The sequence below is a fragment of the Glutamicibacter sp. MOO4 genome (assembly GCF_056934395.1).
Genome location: NZ_CM167800.1, coordinates 1,035,455 through 1,049,581 on the forward strand (window position 1 = coordinate 1,035,455; position 14,127 = coordinate 1,049,581).

The window sequence follows — 14,127 nt, forward strand, 5'->3', positions numbered from 1 at the left end:
CGTTGTTTTTGATCGTCAAGATCGAAAACAACGGGTTTTTTCGTATGCCGTGACTGGTGCTCACTCGTGGCAAACTGGAGGCATGAGTGCCCCGGAAGAAAATCTTTGGCTTGCGACCCGTCGCGCCAATCCAGATCACGCGAAAAACTATGCGCAGCGCTGGCGAAACTTAGTGGCCGAAGGAAAAGACATTTTTGGCGAAGCCCGCGCCGTTGATGCGTTGGCACAACGCGGCAGTCGAATTCTTGATGCTGGGTGTGGAACCGGTCGGATCGCCGGTTGGCTCGCCGAACAAGGGCATAACGTCGTTGGTGTGGACCTTGACCCCGATCTGATCGAGGTAGCCCGTCAGGACTATCCCAACGCCACGTGGTATCTGGGTAATCTGGCGAGTTTTAGTCCCAAAGACATTACCTCAGGTCCGGTTGATTTTGATGTCATCGTTTGTGCAGGAAACGTTCTGACGTTCCTGTCCGAAGCCGAACGCTTGCCCGCCTTAAAACGCCTGGGTCAATTTCTTGCTCCCGACGGACGCTTGATTGTGGGATTCGGAGCCAACAGGGGGTACGACTTTGAGCAATTTGAAGCTGACGCACAGCGGGCCGATCTTCTGATTCAGCAACGCTACTCAACGTGGAACTTTCACGCGCCGGCCGATGATTTCCTCGTGGCTGTACTTGGCGCAAAGTAACGCTAGGTTGGCGAGCCTAAGATCTTGCTATACCGGGGATTGACTGCGCTTAGACCTTGACCTTCAGGCGCCACAAGGTGGTGATCTCCTTCGAACGAGCTGCGTGCAGGGGATCAGACTGATCATGGGCGCGGCCGTGTGTGGGACGTCCATCAATCTTCTCGACAACCCTCAGGCCAGCGTCGTCGATAGCGGCTAAGAGTAGTTCGCGGGTGCGCAGACCAAGCAGCTCGGCGAGGTCGGAGATGATGAGCCAGCCTTCACCGTCCTCGGTCAGGTGCTTAGGTAACCCGCGAAGGAACTGCAATAGCATCTTGCCGCCCGGATCGTAGATGGCAGCGTCGAGTGTGCTCGGAGCGCTGCCCGGTAACCACGGGGGATTGCAGATGATCAGCTCAGCCTGCCCGGCGGGGAACATGCTGGTTAATTCGGCGTGTGCGTCATCCTGCATACCCAAGCGGGCGAAGTTTTGATTGGCACAATCAACGGCTCGCTGATGGATATCCGTGGCCTTCACGGTCTTCACTCCCCGTGAGACCAACAGCGCAGCCAGCACTCCTGTCCCGGTGCCGATGTCGAAGGCGAGCTGCGCACCGTTAAGCGGAGCCTGGGCTACGAGCTGAACGTATTCTTGCCGGGTAGGCATAAAGGTGCCGTAGCGCGGATGGATGGTGGCCCCCAACGCGGGCACGTTGACACCGTTGAGGAACCATTGATGCGCGCTGAGCACCCCGGAGAGTTCTTGCAGGCTCACCACGGCTTGCGTGCCAGCAAAATCTTTGGCTTGTTCGTAGGTGAAGGTGATTGCTTCGGCTACCTGTGGGGAGCGCGCCAAACGTAGTTGTGCGGCATGCTCTGAATTCTCGAATGTCAGGGACACCAGGACCAAGGAGAGCATCCGGGAGCGGTGTGCACGAGCTTGACGGATGGCGTAGAACTTTTGACCAGCATCTTGTTCCTTCTTGGAGGACTTGCTGGTTTGGGTAGCGCTGAGCCGGCGGTCCATGGCCGAGATCAGTTGCTTGGCATTGTGATAGTCGCCCTGCCACAACATCGCGATTCCACGCGAAGCGTAACGCATCGCGGCGTCGGCGGTCAGTCGATCATCAACGAGGACTACCTTTTTGGGTGCCGGTCTATCGTTGGCCGAGAACCATGTGGCGCTGAAACTTTCCCCCTCGTGGTCCCACGAAATAGATGGTTCAAGAGCACTGGGTGCAGTACAGATGGCCGAACGCCCTGTCGTTTCGCGGTGCTCACCCGTTGGAGACCGCGCATGAGCCATGTGTTGCGTGGGCCGGTGTTAATAAGTCTACCGAGGATTGATCAGGGTGCGGTGCGCGAGGATCATACACTTCATTGGTGGATTCAGCAGGATTTGCGAGATCTTTCAGCTGGCCTCAAGTTGCTGACCAGCTGGCTACCGAAATTGGCATGTAACGTGGGTTTTGTTCGTTGTTCGATCGACTGCAAAAGGAGTACGACTTATGGGTTTAGGCGATAAGTTCAAGAACAAGGCTCAGGAAGCATCCGGCAAGGTCAAAGAATCTGTCGGCGATGCAACCAACAATGAGGATTTGCAGGCTGAAGGCGTGAAGGATCAGGCCGCAGCCAAGACGAAGCAGGCAGGTGAAGCTGTCAAGGACGCAGCTAAAGACGTCCGCGACGACTTCAATAAGTAGCAAGTAGTTCAATAAGGGCACTCACCATTTTGGTGGGTGCCCTTGTTGCGTTAAGTTGCTGTTGCGTACAGCTTCTGATGCGTTGAACTTCGTGATCAGTAGCGCTCCAAGAACCTTGCGACCTTCAGCGCACTGTCCTCTTCAGCTGCTAGTTTCGTTGAGATCAATCTGGCACCCTGAGCATAGTTCTCGTTGCTCTCGGCTTCATTGATGGCCTGGGCCAAGGAATTAACGGTCAAATTTTTATAGGCGATAGGGGCAACACCTGCGCCCAGACGGTAAAGCCGAGAAGCCCAAAACGGCTGGTCCGTGAAGATGGGTACCGGCACCGCTGGAACACCGGCGCGCAAACCGGCGGCAGTGGTGCCGGCCCCAGCATGGTGCACTACGGCAGCTACCTGGGGGAATAACCAATGATGCGGGACTGCGCCGACACCCAGAACGTTTGACTCGGAAAATTCTCCCGCGCCTTGGATGATGGTTCGTCGCCCGGTACGGCGGGCAACGTCGATAAGGAAGTCAGCTTCGAGTGCCTGTGTGCTTCCAAAACCTAGGAACACCGGTGGCTCACCTGCGCTGAGGAAATCACGCAGTGAGGCAGGTGCGCTCCACGATGGATCGGCCGCCGGCCACCAGTAGCCGCAATTGATAATGTTTTGGTGCCAATCAGCGGGGCGCGGCACCACGGTTGAACTGAAACCATTAAGAACTGGACTGCTAACCTTTCGGCGCAGACGTTCCGAGGCAGCACGGCTTCGCTTGGGCAATCCCAATTCTGCGCGAATGCGTGCGGTCGGTGCATCGTAGGGTGCCTTGGACGCGGAAATCAGTTGATGCAGCGCTTTGTTTCCTAGCTTTCCGAAACTGCGGGCCGTACCTAGCACCATAGGGGAGTAGTCCCCGCTGGGCTCGGATGGTTGCAAATGGGCGCTGATCGCCGGGATGCCCAGTGCCTCGGCGACATCAAAAGCGAAGGGCGCTACCGAATTGGCTAGGATCACCTCGGCACCGTGCTCGGCTGCCTTTAATGTTCCGGCAGTGGCTTGTTCGAAGTATGCGCCCAATTCTGCGAGGTATTTCCGCAGGTCTTTGGGACTGGTCTTTGTACCAGGAGGCGCAGGGTTGACTAGCGCGCTCATGTCACCTGGCAGCTCGCGGAAAGTGCAGCCCGCTGAGCTCACAAGCTCTTGGTAGGCAGGGTTAGCAGCGATCGATACATCAAAACCTTGCGCGGTCAGTGCCTGACCTAGACCTGCCATCGGAGCGACATCGCCACGGGTGCCTGGGGTGATCATCAGTACGCGCATGGTTCTCCTGTAAAGTTAATTGCGAACAGTGTTCGCGTTTAACTATACAGCCTCAGGAGTTCGCGCCATGGCCAAAAAATCACCGCAGAAAACCACCGGTCCCAAGCCTCGATACTCACGCGAAAAAATTGTTGAGCTTGCCGTTGATCTTGCTGACGCGCAGGGGATTGAGGCCGTTTCGCTCAGGGCGGTAGCATCGAGTCTCGGCACGGGTCCTGCCTCCCTCTACCGATATGTGAAGTCCTACGATCAGCTCACCGAACTAATGGTTGATCGGATCAGCGCCGAGTATGACTTTGATGCCTGCACTGGATCTGCAATTGAGCAGCTGGTGAACATCGCTCACCAGGGTCGGGGAATCATGCGGCGCCATCCATGGGTGCCATTGATCGTCCTGCAAAAACAGGTGATGACCCACAACTCCATGGCATACCTCGAGCGAGGATTGCTGGCCTTAGCTGATACGGAACTGAGCGCCGCCGTTAAGCTGCACACCATCGCGATGCTGAACTCGCTGACCGCCGCGTTTGCGCTTAACGATCAGAAACAAGATGAGCAACAGGAAGCCTCGGCCGTGAACGAAGCATTGCAGACGGGGGCCTACCCGCAGTTGCTGAGAACACTGAGCGAGCTGAAGCAGCCCCTTGATCGGGACGATGCCTTTGAGCAGGGAATCCGCACCTACCTGCACGGCATCGGGGTCGGGGTCGGGAAATATTAACCCGCATAGCCTTAGAATGAAATCTTCTATGCATAGGTGACTTGGTATGACAGCATGAAACCAGTGTAATTATGCCAAGTACTTAGGAGTTGTTGTGGCTGCACCGTCCGAAGCAAGCATGAAAGAAATCCGCGAGCTGATTGCCGTGGACACCACCAGTCGCGACACAAACTTGCCGCTGATCGAAAACGTAGTGGAAAAACTTCAAGCCTACGGAGTTGAATCCTCGCTGATCCATAACAGCGAGGGTACCAAGGCCAATCTGCTGGCGACCATCCCGGCCCATGATGGAACGCGTACCGGCGGCATCGTGCTCTCCGGGCACACCGACGTTGTTCCGGTGGACGGGCAGAAGTGGAGCAGCGAACCATTTAACGCAGAAGTTCGCGGAGATAAGCTGTATGGTCGCGGGACCTGCGACATGAAGGGCTTCCTCGGGGTGATCCTAGCCAAACTGGACAAGCTGACCGAAGCGAAACTAGCCGAACCAATCCACCTTGCCCTCTCTTACGACGAAGAGGTTGGCTGTGTTGGTGCGGTGAGCCTGGTTGAAAAGATCGTCGCTGACAAGTTGGCGCCGCGTGGATGCTTTGTGGGGGAGCCATCAAGCATGCGGGCTATTCGCGGGCACAAGTCAATGAACGTCTTCAAGGTGCAGTTTAATGGCGTGGCGGCTCACTCGTCCTTGCCATCGGAAGGCGTTAACGCCATTTCCTATGCGCTTCGCTTTGCGAACTTTGTGGAGCAAGTTTCCGCTGAGCTGCGCACCAGCGGGCCGAGTGATGATGCGTTCATCGAACCGACCACCACCATGAACGTCAACAAGTTTGATGCCGGTATTGCCGTGAATACCATTCCATCCCAGGCAGTGGTGTTTTTCGAGTACCGTTCGCTGGCAGTGGTTGATCGTGAAGCGTTGACCAATCGTTTCCGTGAGGAAGCCACAAAGCTTGAAGCGCAGATGCAGAAGAAAAACCCTGCATGCTCGGTGAGCCTGGAACAGCAGGCCGGGGCGCCCGGGCTGAATACCGAACTAGATGAGGACATCGTCGCTTTTGCTGCAGCTTGTGGCGCGCACGCCACCGACGAGAAGGTTACCTACGGCACCGAGGCGGGACTATTCCAAGCCGCCGGGATTCCTACCGTGGTGTGTGGCCCTGGCGATATCGCTCAAGCGCACGCACCAGATGAGTACGTGTTGCTTGATCAGCTCGTGGAGTGTGAGGACTTCGTCGACTCCTTGATTGCACAGCTGAGCCGATGAGTGCCGGGACGCAGGTTACTGCCCAACAGGTAGCGATGGCCCGCAGGGCCGTGATCTCCAGTTCCATTGGAGCGGCGCTTGAATGGTTCGACATCATCGTTTATGCCACCTTCGCGACAACCATCGCGAAAGTCTTTTACCCGGATTCGGATCCGACCTTCGCGCTGATTCTTACCTTTGCCACGTTCGCGATTTCCTATGTGATCAGGCCACTGGGCGGAATGGTGCTGGGCAGCTACGCCGATCGTAGGGGTAGGAAAAAGGCGCTCACCCTGACCCTGGCCATGATGATGGTGGGCACGCTGATCATGGCGGTGGCCCCGCCTTATGAATCGGTAGGTGTCGCCGGTGCCTTGATCATTTTGCTTTCGCGACTGATTCAGGGATTCTCCGCCGGCGGAGAATTTGGTACGGCGACCGCATTCTTGATTGAAACTGCCCCGCATAAGAAGGCGTACTATTCCTCGTGGCAGGTAGCCAGCCAGGGTGCATCCATGATGCTGGCCTCGGCCTTCGGCTATTTCCTGACCACGGGATTGAGCGCAGAAGCCCTGGAATCCTGGGGCTGGCGCGTGCCGTTCTTTGTCGGTTTGCTCATCGGTCCAGTGGGCTTGTACATTCGCGCTCGTCTGGAGGAGACCGAAGAATTCACTTCCTCGGTCAAGGAGAAGTTCCCGCTGGGTACGCTGTTCAAGCAGCACTATGGTCGTTTGCTGGCCGGCGTTGGGGTAATTGGTGTAGCGACGATCTCCGTCTACCTGATCCTGTTTATGCCTACTTTTGCCGTGAATAACCTTGGGATTCCGGGAGACGCGGCGTTCTTAGGTGGGATCGCCGCGGGCGTTATTACCCTGTGCGGGGTGCCGCTGGTAGGTCACCTGGCGGATCGAATTGGTCCGGCACACGTGATGACCTATGCGGCCATCGCCGCCTTTGTCCTGGCGTATCCGATGTTCAAGCTCATGACTTCTAAGCCGAGCGTTCCGGTAATGGTGTTGGTGATCGCGCTGCTCGGCGTGATCATGTCCTTCTACTTCGGACCGCTGCCAGCGTTGCTCTCCAACCTATTCCCTGCGGCCATCCGTGGCTCGGGCCTTTCGGTGGCCTACAACGTGGGTGTCACGCTACTCGGCGGAATTGCTCCGCTGGTGTTGACCTGGCTGTTGAAGATCACCGGATCGTTGGATGCACCGAGTCTTTACTACATGGCGATTGCCGTGATTTCTTTGGTAGGACTGTTTGTGGTTCGTCGCCGTTACGGACAGCGATAGACCAACCGAGAAAGCGCAGTGGCCGCCAGCTTGAGAAAGCTGGCGGCCACTGCGCTTTTTTGTGTGTGTTGCTGATTTCTAGATGGCTACCAAAAGCACTGCGGTCCAATGGCAGAGGAACGCGACGATGGTGCATGCGTGGAAGAGTTCGTGGAAACCGAAGATTGTTGGCAGGGGATTAGGCCGTTTGGTTGCGTAGAACACCGCACCGACGGTGTAGGCCAGGCCACCGGCAAGAATCAATATCATGACTGCCGGATTTGTGGCCCAGAAGGTAGGTAGCTGCATCAGTGCGCCCCAGCCAAGCAAGATGTAGAGGCTGACGCCGACCCAGCGCGGGGCGGTAGGCCATACGGTCTTGATGACGATACCTGCCAAGGCGCCGCCCCAAATGATGGACAGAACAATGATTGCTTGTTTGGCTGGCAGCATAAGCGCGGCGACAGGTGTGTAGGTACCGGCGATCAGCAAGAAAATGTTTGCGTGGTCGGCTCGGCGGAACAGACCCATTACCTTATCGGTCCAGTTGCCACGGTGATAGAGCGCCGAGGTGCCAAAGAGCAGGATGGAGCACAGGGCAAATACTGCGCTGGTCCACTCGGCGAGGTGGCTGTCGGCAAGCACGATCAGAACCAGGTTCATGATGATGATTCCTGGTGTTGACCATGCATGAATCAGGCCGCGCCAACGAGTTCTTTCGGTACCGATAGACAGAAATTTCTTTGGTGCTCGAACTTCTGCCTCTGGGGTCATGGGATCAATGGCCATGGGCGTCCTTAACGTCGTGCTCGGGGAGTAATCCCCAGTTCTTGAAGTCTACGACAAATATCTGTTGTGAACCTGTGCTGAGAAGCGAACGCAGGACATACAAAAGCCCGCCGGTTGCCACTGTAAAATTAGCGGCAGCCGGCGGGCTTGTTGCTTAGTGCGAGGGACTAAAACCCGATGATACGAGCTATGCTCGCCTCTTGGTGATGAATCCCCAGATGACCAATACGATCAAGGCGCCACCAATGGCTAGGAGCCAGCTCCAAATGGAGAAGAATCCGCCGACACCCTTATCGAAGAGGGCACTTCCGATCCAACCGCCGAGTAGTGCGCCGACGACACCTAGCAGCAGGGTTGCGATCCAGCCGCCACCTTGCTTGCCTGGCAGGATTGCCTTTGCGATAGCGCCTGCAATCAAGCCCAAAACTATCCATCCAATGAATCCCATGATTCGCTCCAATGGTCAGAACTTGCAGCGGCCGGGTTTGACCACTCATTCGCGACAATACATGGCATTGAGCTGGGCTTCCAGAGTTGCCACGATGAAATTCATACTTTTCACACAGGAGTTTCGACTAGTGGTTGAAGGTCGTGAAGGTTTCATCACCTAAACAACATCTGACCTGTTCTTTAAAGGACAATGTTACTTCGCGCACTTGAAGTGGTTGACAGCACCCGATTGCGCTCTTAGTCTTGTTAAATCAGATTTTATCCAACCAAATATTCCTTAAGTCTGATATTAGGTTTGCACACAACGGAGTGAAAACATGAGTGAACTGGTCCCGCCCATTGTTGTTATGGGTGTTTCGGGTAGCGGCAAGTCGACCATTGGTCAGATGCTGGCGGATGCATTGCACCGCGAGTTTATTGACGGCGACAGCTTGCACCCAGATGCCAACAGGCAAAAAATGGCGGCAGGTCATGCACTAAATGACCAAGACCGCGAGCCATGGTTGCGAGTTATCGGGCAGAAACTTGCCGACGGTACTGCACAGGGCGAACCTCTGGTCATCGCATGCTCCGCGCTCAAGCGCGACTACCGCGATTTGATCCGTAGTCTTGAACCAGCAACTCTGTTTGTGCACCTTGCAGGCGTTCCTAATCTGATTCGTGATCGAATGAACGCACGCTCCCACGAATACATGCCAACTTCGCTGCTCGACAGTCAGCTGGCCACTCTGGAACAGCCAGAAGCAGATGAAGCTGTGCTCACTGCAAACATCTCTAACTCTCCCGAAGACATCGTGCGTCAGCTCGTCGCTGACCTCGCCGTAGTCAACCACGCCTAATCCATCTGCCAGATGCTGGCATTGATAACCATTGATCAAGGACGACAATGACAACTGAGCTCGAAATGAATTGGACGCTGGGTACCACCGGCCTCCTTGCACTGGCGGTGGCTGCAGTAGCCCTGCTGCTGGTGCTTATTATCCGCTTTAGAGTCCACGCATTTGTGGCTCTGGTGCTAACAAGCCTTATTACAGCCATTGCAGCTGGTATTCCAGCAGGCTCAGTCATCACCACACTAACCGGCGGTTTTGGTTCAACCTTGGCCAGCGTGGCCTTGCTGGTTGGCCTTGGCGCAATGCTCGGTCGCATGCTGGAAACCAGTGGCGGCGCAGAGGTGATGACCAACTGGTTGATCTCCAAGTTCGGTGAGAAGCGGGCGCCACTGGCGTTGTCCATAGCTTCGCTGCTTTTCGGTTTCCCAATCTTCTTTGATGCTGGCCTTGTGGTCATGCTGCCAATTATCTTCACCGTCGCACGTCGCCTTGGCGGCTCGGTACTGTACTACGCGATCCCTGCAGCTACCGCCTTCTCGGTGATGCACGTCTTCGTACCACCACACCCAGGTCCGGTGGCGGCCTCGGGTCTGCTTGAAGCAAATGTAGGACTGGTCTTGGTCTTGGGTCTGCTTGTTGCGATTCCTACCTGGTTCTTCGCCGGTCACCTGTTCGGTAAGTTCGTTGGCAAGAAGTTCGACATTCCTGTTCCAGATATCTTGGATGCCGCTCTGGGCAATGGCTCAAACAAGGATGCTTTCAAGTCCTCGCCTTCAGTAGGCACCGTCTTTAGCCTTCTGCTACTTCCACTGATCCTGATCTTCTTGAACACCGGATTGAACATGCTCGGCAGCGCCGGCGTTGTTGATCCAAAGGCTTCATGGGTTACCTGGTTGCGTCTGTTCGGTGAAACCCCAGTAGCTCTGCTGATCACCGTGCTGTTGGGCATGGTTCTGCTTGGCTTCCGCAAGGGCAAGGACAAGACCCTTATCGAAACCGTGGTCGACTCCGCATTGGGCCCAGTATGCTCGATCATCTTGATCACCGGTGCTGGTGGCATGTTCGGTGGCGTACTGCGTGCCAGCGGTATTGGTAACGCTATCGCCAATTCGTTGCAGGCTATTGGTCTGCCACTGATCATCGCGGGCTTCCTGATCGCTGCCATCGTTCGACTGGCTCAGGGCTCGGCAACCGTGGCACTGACCACCGCCGCTGCCATCGTTCAGCCAGCAGTGTTGGCAGATAGCTCGTTGAGCGCCTTCCAGATCGCCACCATGGTTCTGGCTCTGGCTGCCGGTTCGGTCTTCGCCGGACACGTCAACGACTCGGGCTTCTGGTTGGTCTCGCGCTTCTTGAACATGGACGTATCCACCACCCTGCGTGTTTGGACCGTTGGCCAGGCACTGGTTTCCGTGGTTGGTTTCGTCTTCGTGATGGTGCTATACGGTATTGCTACCGCAGTGGCGTAGCTACTGTTACTAGTAACCACAAAAAATCCTTCCTCTCTAACAATCGTTAGAGAGGAAGGATTTTTTGCTATCTAAAACAAGATTTTGGAGCTCGTGCTTAGCGTGTTTCCTTGGGTGGATCAACGAATATGCGCGCTTGGCCCTCCCATAAGCTGCAGATCTCGTTATGTGTACGACGCATAATACTTTCCATATTCTTGCGTGCACTGGCGGAGTCAGAGTTGGAGATGGCATCAGATACCGATTGGTGCCAGAGCAGCGCTTCTTCGTGCGGGCGTTCGGGCATGAGCCCAAGCTCTGTGCGACCGCGCAGGATTGCACCAATAGGGGTGGCAAGGTTGGCAAACATCTCATTGCCGGAGGCTGCAAGGACTAGGGAGTGGAACCGGATATCCAGTTCCAAGAATTTGTGCAGGTCACCTTGGCGACCGTAGTGACTCATCTGGGCTGAAACCATCATGAGCTCTTTGCGCATTGCCTCGGGGGCAACCTCGGCAGCCAGTTCGGCGGCCATGGGCTCTACTGAGATGCGAAGCTCGGTCAATGAGCGAAGTTGTGTACCTTTTTGATCGCTCGCTAAACGCCAGCGGATGACATGGGAGTCGTACGGATTCCAGAATTCAGCGCCCAGAACACGAATGCCGACTCGTTTGGTGCTGGTCACTAAGCCCGATTGAGCTAGTACACGAATGGCCTCACGAATCACCGATCGGGAGACTTGGAGTTTTTCCTCGAGTTCAGCGGCCAGCAGAATCGATCCGCGGGGGATTTGTCCGCCCACGATGCGCGAGCCGAGGTGCTCGACCACATGAGCGTGCAGACTAGTTGACATACCGTTAGTTTAGCCAAGGACTAGTCTCATACCTTGATACGCGCTGTAGTTCGGTGGGATAAATATGTTTTAACATCCGCTATGAGCTGTGAAACGTAGGGTATTGGCGAGTAGGATATAGAGGTCACGTGGTCGTGATTCAGGGGCCACTTTAATTGGTCTCTGTTTACGGCACACCTCCCCGTAATTGATGGAGACTTATTTTTATGCCTGCACAGATTGGTGTCACAGGTCTGGCCGTTATGGGCGCGAACCTTGCCCGTAACTTCGCCCGCAACGGATACACTGTAGCCCTGCACAACCGCTCGGTCGGTAAGACCGATGCACTGCTTGAGGCGCACGGCGATGAAGGTGACTTCATCCGCACCGAGAGCCTAGAAGAACTGGTTGCGAACCTCGAAACCCCGCGTCGCGTCTTGATCATGGTCAAGGCTGGCGGCCCAGTAGACTCGGTCATCGACCAGCTTGTTCCTTTGCTTGATGAGGGTGACATCGTCATTGACGCTGGTAACTCGCACTACTCCGACACTCGTCGCCGCGAAGCTGCGTTGAACGAGAAGGGCCTGCACTTTGTAGGCGTTGGCGTTTCCGGTGGCGAAGAGGGCGCACTGCTCGGCCCATCGATCATGCCAGGTGGTTCCGAAGAGTCCTACAAGGCTCTGGGCCCAATGCTAGAAAAGATCGCCGCTAAGGCTGACGATGGCACTCCTTGCTGCGCATGGATCTCCACTGACGGTGCTGGTCACTTCGTCAAGATGGTGCACAACGGCATCGAGTACGCCGACATGCAGGTTATCGGCGAAGCTTACGACCTACTGCGCAACGCTGCAGGTATCGAGCCAGCAAAGCAGGCCGAAATCTTCAACGAGTGGAACCAGGGCGAACTCTCTAGCTTCCTCATTGAAATCACCGCAGAAGTTTTGGGTCACACCGATGCTTCCACCGGCAAGCCACTGATCGACGTCATCCAGGACTCCGCTGGCCAGAAGGGCACCGGTCGTTGGACCGTGCAGTCCGGCCTGGACATGGGATCGCCAGTTTCGGCTATCGCCGAGTCGGTCTTCGCTCGTTCACTATCTTCCCAGCGCGATATCCGCGCCGTGGGCCAGAAGGTTCTGGGCGCAGCAACCTCTGAGGTTACCCTGCCTGAGAACTTCGTTGAGGACGTGCGTCAGGCACTGTTCGCTTCGAAGCTGGTTTCCTACGCACAGGGCATCGATATGCTCACCTCGGCTGCCGGTGAATACAACTGGACGCTGAAGCTGGACGAGATCGCTGGCCTGTGGCGCGAAGGTTGCATCATCCGTGCAGCCCTGCTCAAGGACATCACCGCTGCCTACGCAGCCGATGAGAAGCCTGCGAACCTCTTGTTCGCACCTGCATTCGCTGAAGCGATCACCAAGGCTGTTCCAGCTTGGCGTCGTGTTGTAGCTGTTGCAGTTCAGATGGGTATCCCAGCACCGCTCTTCTCCTCGTCGTTGGCTTACTACGATGGTCTGCGCAGCGAGCGTCTGCCAGCAGCCCTGACCCAGGGTCTGCGCGACTTCTTCGGTGCACACACCTACCGCCGTACCGACAAGGAAGGCACCTTCCACACCTTGTGGAGCGGTGACCGTTCCGAGATCGCAGCTGAGGACACTCACTAGAGTTTTCACAGCTAAAACCGGCCTTCTTTCTAAGGAATTCCTTAGAAAGAAGGCCGGTTTTTTCTTAATAGGAGCCGCGTCACAGAAGTTCTTTTTGCCCGAATTTATCGGGATTTATCTGGCATGAATTCTCATTCATGGAAAACACCTAAGTAGATCGAGATCTGCTGACAGGTAGCGTCTATATAAATTTTCACATGACGAATTCACCTGTAACGCAAAACACCAGATCCCAGCAGTTAGCCACCGAAAAAGCATCCAAGAGTAAAAAGCCATCACGTCGGACGGTGCTTATTGGCTCGCTCGCCGTTCTAGCTGGCGCAGGTGGCGGAGCCGGCTGGGCATTGGACCGCTTCGTTGTTGAGCACGTCGAGCAAACAGGGGTTACTAGTGCCGCAGCGGCGACTGCCAGCACCGCCTCTGACACGGCAGCCAAAATTACCGATACCAGCTACACCTCAGATCTTGCCAAAATCAATATCGCTAAGACCGTCACGGGCAGCGGCAACAGCCAAGTCACCTACTTCGCAGCCGATCTGAATCTCAAAGACGGCACCGTACTGGCCTCCGCTTTTGCAAAAGACAGCTTCGGCGAAAACATCACCGAAACCACCAGCGCCATAGCCGTGAACAACTCCGCAATCTTTGCAATCAACGGCGACTATTACGGTTTCAGGGACACCGGCATCATCATCCGCAACGGAGTCGCCTACCGTGACAAGGGGGCCCGTGAGGGACTGGCGTTCTACAAGGACGGCAGCGTCAAGGCGTACGACGAGACCAGCACCGATGCAGACACCCTAGTTTCAGAAGGCGTATGGCAAACTGTGTCGTTCGGGCCGACGGTAGTGAAAAACTCCAAGCAGGTTGACGGCATCGACGACGTTGAGGTCGATACCAATTTTGGTAACCACTCCATCCAGGGCCAGCAACCGCGCACCGCGATCGGCATCATCGATGATAATCACTACGTCTTTGTTGTGGTCGATGGTCGCTCAGAAGGATATAGCGTCGGGGTGACCATGCCGGAGCTCGCCCAAATCATGCTGGATCTTGGCTGCAAAACCGCCTACAACATTGACGGTGGCGGTTCTTCGACCATGTACTTCAACGGCAAGCTGGTCAATAATCCGCTGGGCCGCAACCAAGAACGTGGAACCTCCGACATTCTGTTCATCGCAGGACAGGGGTAA

General features: G+C 55.8%; 14 protein-coding genes. 9 read left to right on the forward strand and 5 right to left on the reverse strand.

Going from position 1 to position 14,127, the window contains the following annotated elements; all coding sequences use genetic code 11:
- Positions 1-82: 82 nt before the first annotated feature.
- Complete coding sequence (locus AC1Z3F_RS04685; protein ID WP_131088100.1) at positions 83-691, forward strand: class I SAM-dependent methyltransferase; 609 nt, start codon at positions 83-85, stop codon at positions 689-691.
- Between the two features lie 49 nt (positions 692-740).
- Here AC1Z3F_RS04685 and AC1Z3F_RS04690 read toward each other — a convergent pair whose 3' ends face one another.
- The gene (locus tag AC1Z3F_RS04690) at positions 741-1,976 is read right to left on the reverse strand and encodes a methyltransferase (RefSeq protein ID WP_131088101.1); all 1,236 of its coding nucleotides are present in this window, start codon (positions 1,974-1,976) and stop codon (positions 741-743) included.
- Between the two features lie 202 nt (positions 1,977-2,178).
- Here AC1Z3F_RS04690 and AC1Z3F_RS04695 point away from each other — a divergent pair, with 202 nt between their 5' ends.
- On the forward strand, positions 2,179-2,373 hold the full coding sequence (locus AC1Z3F_RS04695) for a CsbD family protein (RefSeq protein ID WP_061952239.1): 195 nt from the start codon (positions 2,179-2,181) through the stop codon (positions 2,371-2,373).
- Between the two features lie 95 nt (positions 2,374-2,468).
- Here AC1Z3F_RS04695 and AC1Z3F_RS04700 read toward each other — a convergent pair whose 3' ends face one another.
- Positions 2,469-3,680 (reverse strand): glycosyltransferase, encoded by a 1,212-nt coding sequence (locus tag AC1Z3F_RS04700; RefSeq protein ID WP_483566688.1) that lies wholly within the window; start codon positions 3,678-3,680, stop codon positions 2,469-2,471.
- Positions 3,681-3,747: 67 nt separating this feature from the next.
- Here AC1Z3F_RS04700 and AC1Z3F_RS04705 point away from each other — a divergent pair, with 67 nt between their 5' ends.
- From AC1Z3F_RS04705 to AC1Z3F_RS04715, 3 genes are all read left to right on the forward strand, one after another.
- Entirely contained in the window at positions 3,748-4,401 is a 654-nt protein-coding gene (locus AC1Z3F_RS04705) for a TetR/AcrR family transcriptional regulator (RefSeq protein WP_131088103.1), read from the forward strand.
- Between the two features lie 94 nt (positions 4,402-4,495).
- Positions 4,496-5,665, forward strand: coding sequence for an acetylornithine deacetylase (gene argE, locus AC1Z3F_RS04710; protein WP_242632434.1), 1,170 nt, complete (start codon positions 4,496-4,498; stop codon positions 5,663-5,665).
- A complete protein-coding gene (locus AC1Z3F_RS04715) occupies positions 5,662-6,936 on the forward strand; it encodes an MFS transporter (protein WP_483566689.1) in 1,275 nt (424 codons plus the stop codon). Before argE ends, AC1Z3F_RS04715 begins: the two co-directional genes overlap by 4 nt.
- A gap of 78 nt (positions 6,937-7,014) precedes the next feature.
- Here AC1Z3F_RS04715 and trhA read toward each other — a convergent pair whose 3' ends face one another.
- Both trhA and AC1Z3F_RS04725 read right to left on the reverse strand, forming a co-directional pair.
- The gene (trhA, locus tag AC1Z3F_RS04720) at positions 7,015-7,704 is read right to left on the reverse strand and encodes a PAQR family membrane homeostasis protein TrhA (protein ID WP_483566690.1); all 690 of its coding nucleotides are present in this window, start codon (positions 7,702-7,704) and stop codon (positions 7,015-7,017) included.
- A gap of 187 nt (positions 7,705-7,891) precedes the next feature.
- Positions 7,892-8,152, reverse strand: a complete 261-nt coding sequence (locus AC1Z3F_RS04725) for a GlsB/YeaQ/YmgE family stress response membrane protein (RefSeq protein ID WP_444613322.1) — start codon at positions 8,150-8,152, stop codon at positions 7,892-7,894.
- 319 nt (positions 8,153-8,471) lie between these two features.
- Here AC1Z3F_RS04725 and AC1Z3F_RS04730 point away from each other — a divergent pair, with 319 nt between their 5' ends.
- The gene (locus tag AC1Z3F_RS04730; protein ID WP_483566691.1) at positions 8,472-8,993 is read left to right on the forward strand and encodes a gluconokinase; all 522 of its coding nucleotides are present in this window, start codon (positions 8,472-8,474) and stop codon (positions 8,991-8,993) included.
- 47 nt (positions 8,994-9,040) lie between these two features.
- Positions 9,041-10,456: a GntP family permease gene (locus tag AC1Z3F_RS04735; protein WP_483566692.1), complete on the forward strand. Its 1,416-nt coding sequence runs from the start codon at positions 9,041-9,043 to the stop codon at positions 10,454-10,456.
- 97 nt (positions 10,457-10,553) lie between these two features.
- On the opposite strand, the gene AC1Z3F_RS04740 is transcribed toward AC1Z3F_RS04735, so the two are convergent.
- A complete protein-coding gene (locus AC1Z3F_RS04740; RefSeq protein WP_131088109.1) occupies positions 10,554-11,288 on the reverse strand; it encodes a FadR/GntR family transcriptional regulator in 735 nt (244 codons plus the stop codon).
- 206 nt (positions 11,289-11,494) lie between these two features.
- Between AC1Z3F_RS04740 and gndA the strand changes: the two genes are divergently transcribed.
- Together gndA and AC1Z3F_RS04750 are read left to right on the forward strand one after the other, a co-directional pair.
- Positions 11,495-12,934 carry an NADP-dependent phosphogluconate dehydrogenase gene (gndA, locus tag AC1Z3F_RS04745; protein WP_483566693.1) on the forward strand — a complete coding sequence of 480 codons (1,440 nt, stop codon included), beginning with the start codon at positions 11,495-11,497 and terminating at the stop codon, positions 12,932-12,934.
- Between the two features lie 197 nt (positions 12,935-13,131).
- The gene (locus AC1Z3F_RS04750; RefSeq protein ID WP_483566694.1) at positions 13,132-14,127 is read left to right on the forward strand and encodes a phosphodiester glycosidase family protein; all 996 of its coding nucleotides are present in this window, start codon (positions 13,132-13,134) and stop codon (positions 14,125-14,127) included.

Coding starts and splice junctions, on each gene's coding strand:
- AC1Z3F_RS04730 (WP_483566691.1), top strand. CDS start 8,472: ATGAGTGAACTGGTCCCGCCCATTGTTGTTATGGGTGTTTCGGGTAGC.
- AC1Z3F_RS04725 (WP_444613322.1), bottom strand. CDS start 8,152: ATGGGATTCATTGGATGGATAGTTTTGGGCTTGATTGCAGGCGCTATC.
- AC1Z3F_RS04750 (WP_483566694.1), top strand. CDS start 13,132: ATGACGAATTCACCTGTAACGCAAAACACCAGATCCCAGCAGTTAGCC.
- AC1Z3F_RS04735 (WP_483566692.1), top strand. CDS start 9,041: ATGACAACTGAGCTCGAAATGAATTGGACGCTGGGTACCACCGGCCTC.
- AC1Z3F_RS04695 (WP_061952239.1), top strand. CDS start 2,179: ATGGGTTTAGGCGATAAGTTCAAGAACAAGGCTCAGGAAGCATCCGGC.
- trhA (WP_483566690.1), bottom strand. CDS start 7,704: ATGGCCATTGATCCCATGACCCCAGAGGCAGAAGTTCGAGCACCAAAG.
- AC1Z3F_RS04700 (WP_483566688.1), bottom strand. CDS start 3,680: ATGCGCGTACTGATGATCACCCCAGGCACCCGTGGCGATGTCGCTCCG.
- AC1Z3F_RS04690 (WP_131088101.1), bottom strand. CDS start 1,976: ATGGCTCATGCGCGGTCTCCAACGGGTGAGCACCGCGAAACGACAGGG.
- AC1Z3F_RS04715 (WP_483566689.1), top strand. CDS start 5,662: ATGAGTGCCGGGACGCAGGTTACTGCCCAACAGGTAGCGATGGCCCGC.
- AC1Z3F_RS04685 (WP_131088100.1), top strand. CDS start 83: ATGAGTGCCCCGGAAGAAAATCTTTGGCTTGCGACCCGTCGCGCCAAT.
- AC1Z3F_RS04740 (WP_131088109.1), bottom strand. CDS start 11,288: ATGTCAACTAGTCTGCACGCTCATGTGGTCGAGCACCTCGGCTCGCGC.
- AC1Z3F_RS04705 (WP_131088103.1), top strand. CDS start 3,748: ATGGCCAAAAAATCACCGCAGAAAACCACCGGTCCCAAGCCTCGATAC.
- gndA (WP_483566693.1), top strand. CDS start 11,495: ATGCCTGCACAGATTGGTGTCACAGGTCTGGCCGTTATGGGCGCGAAC.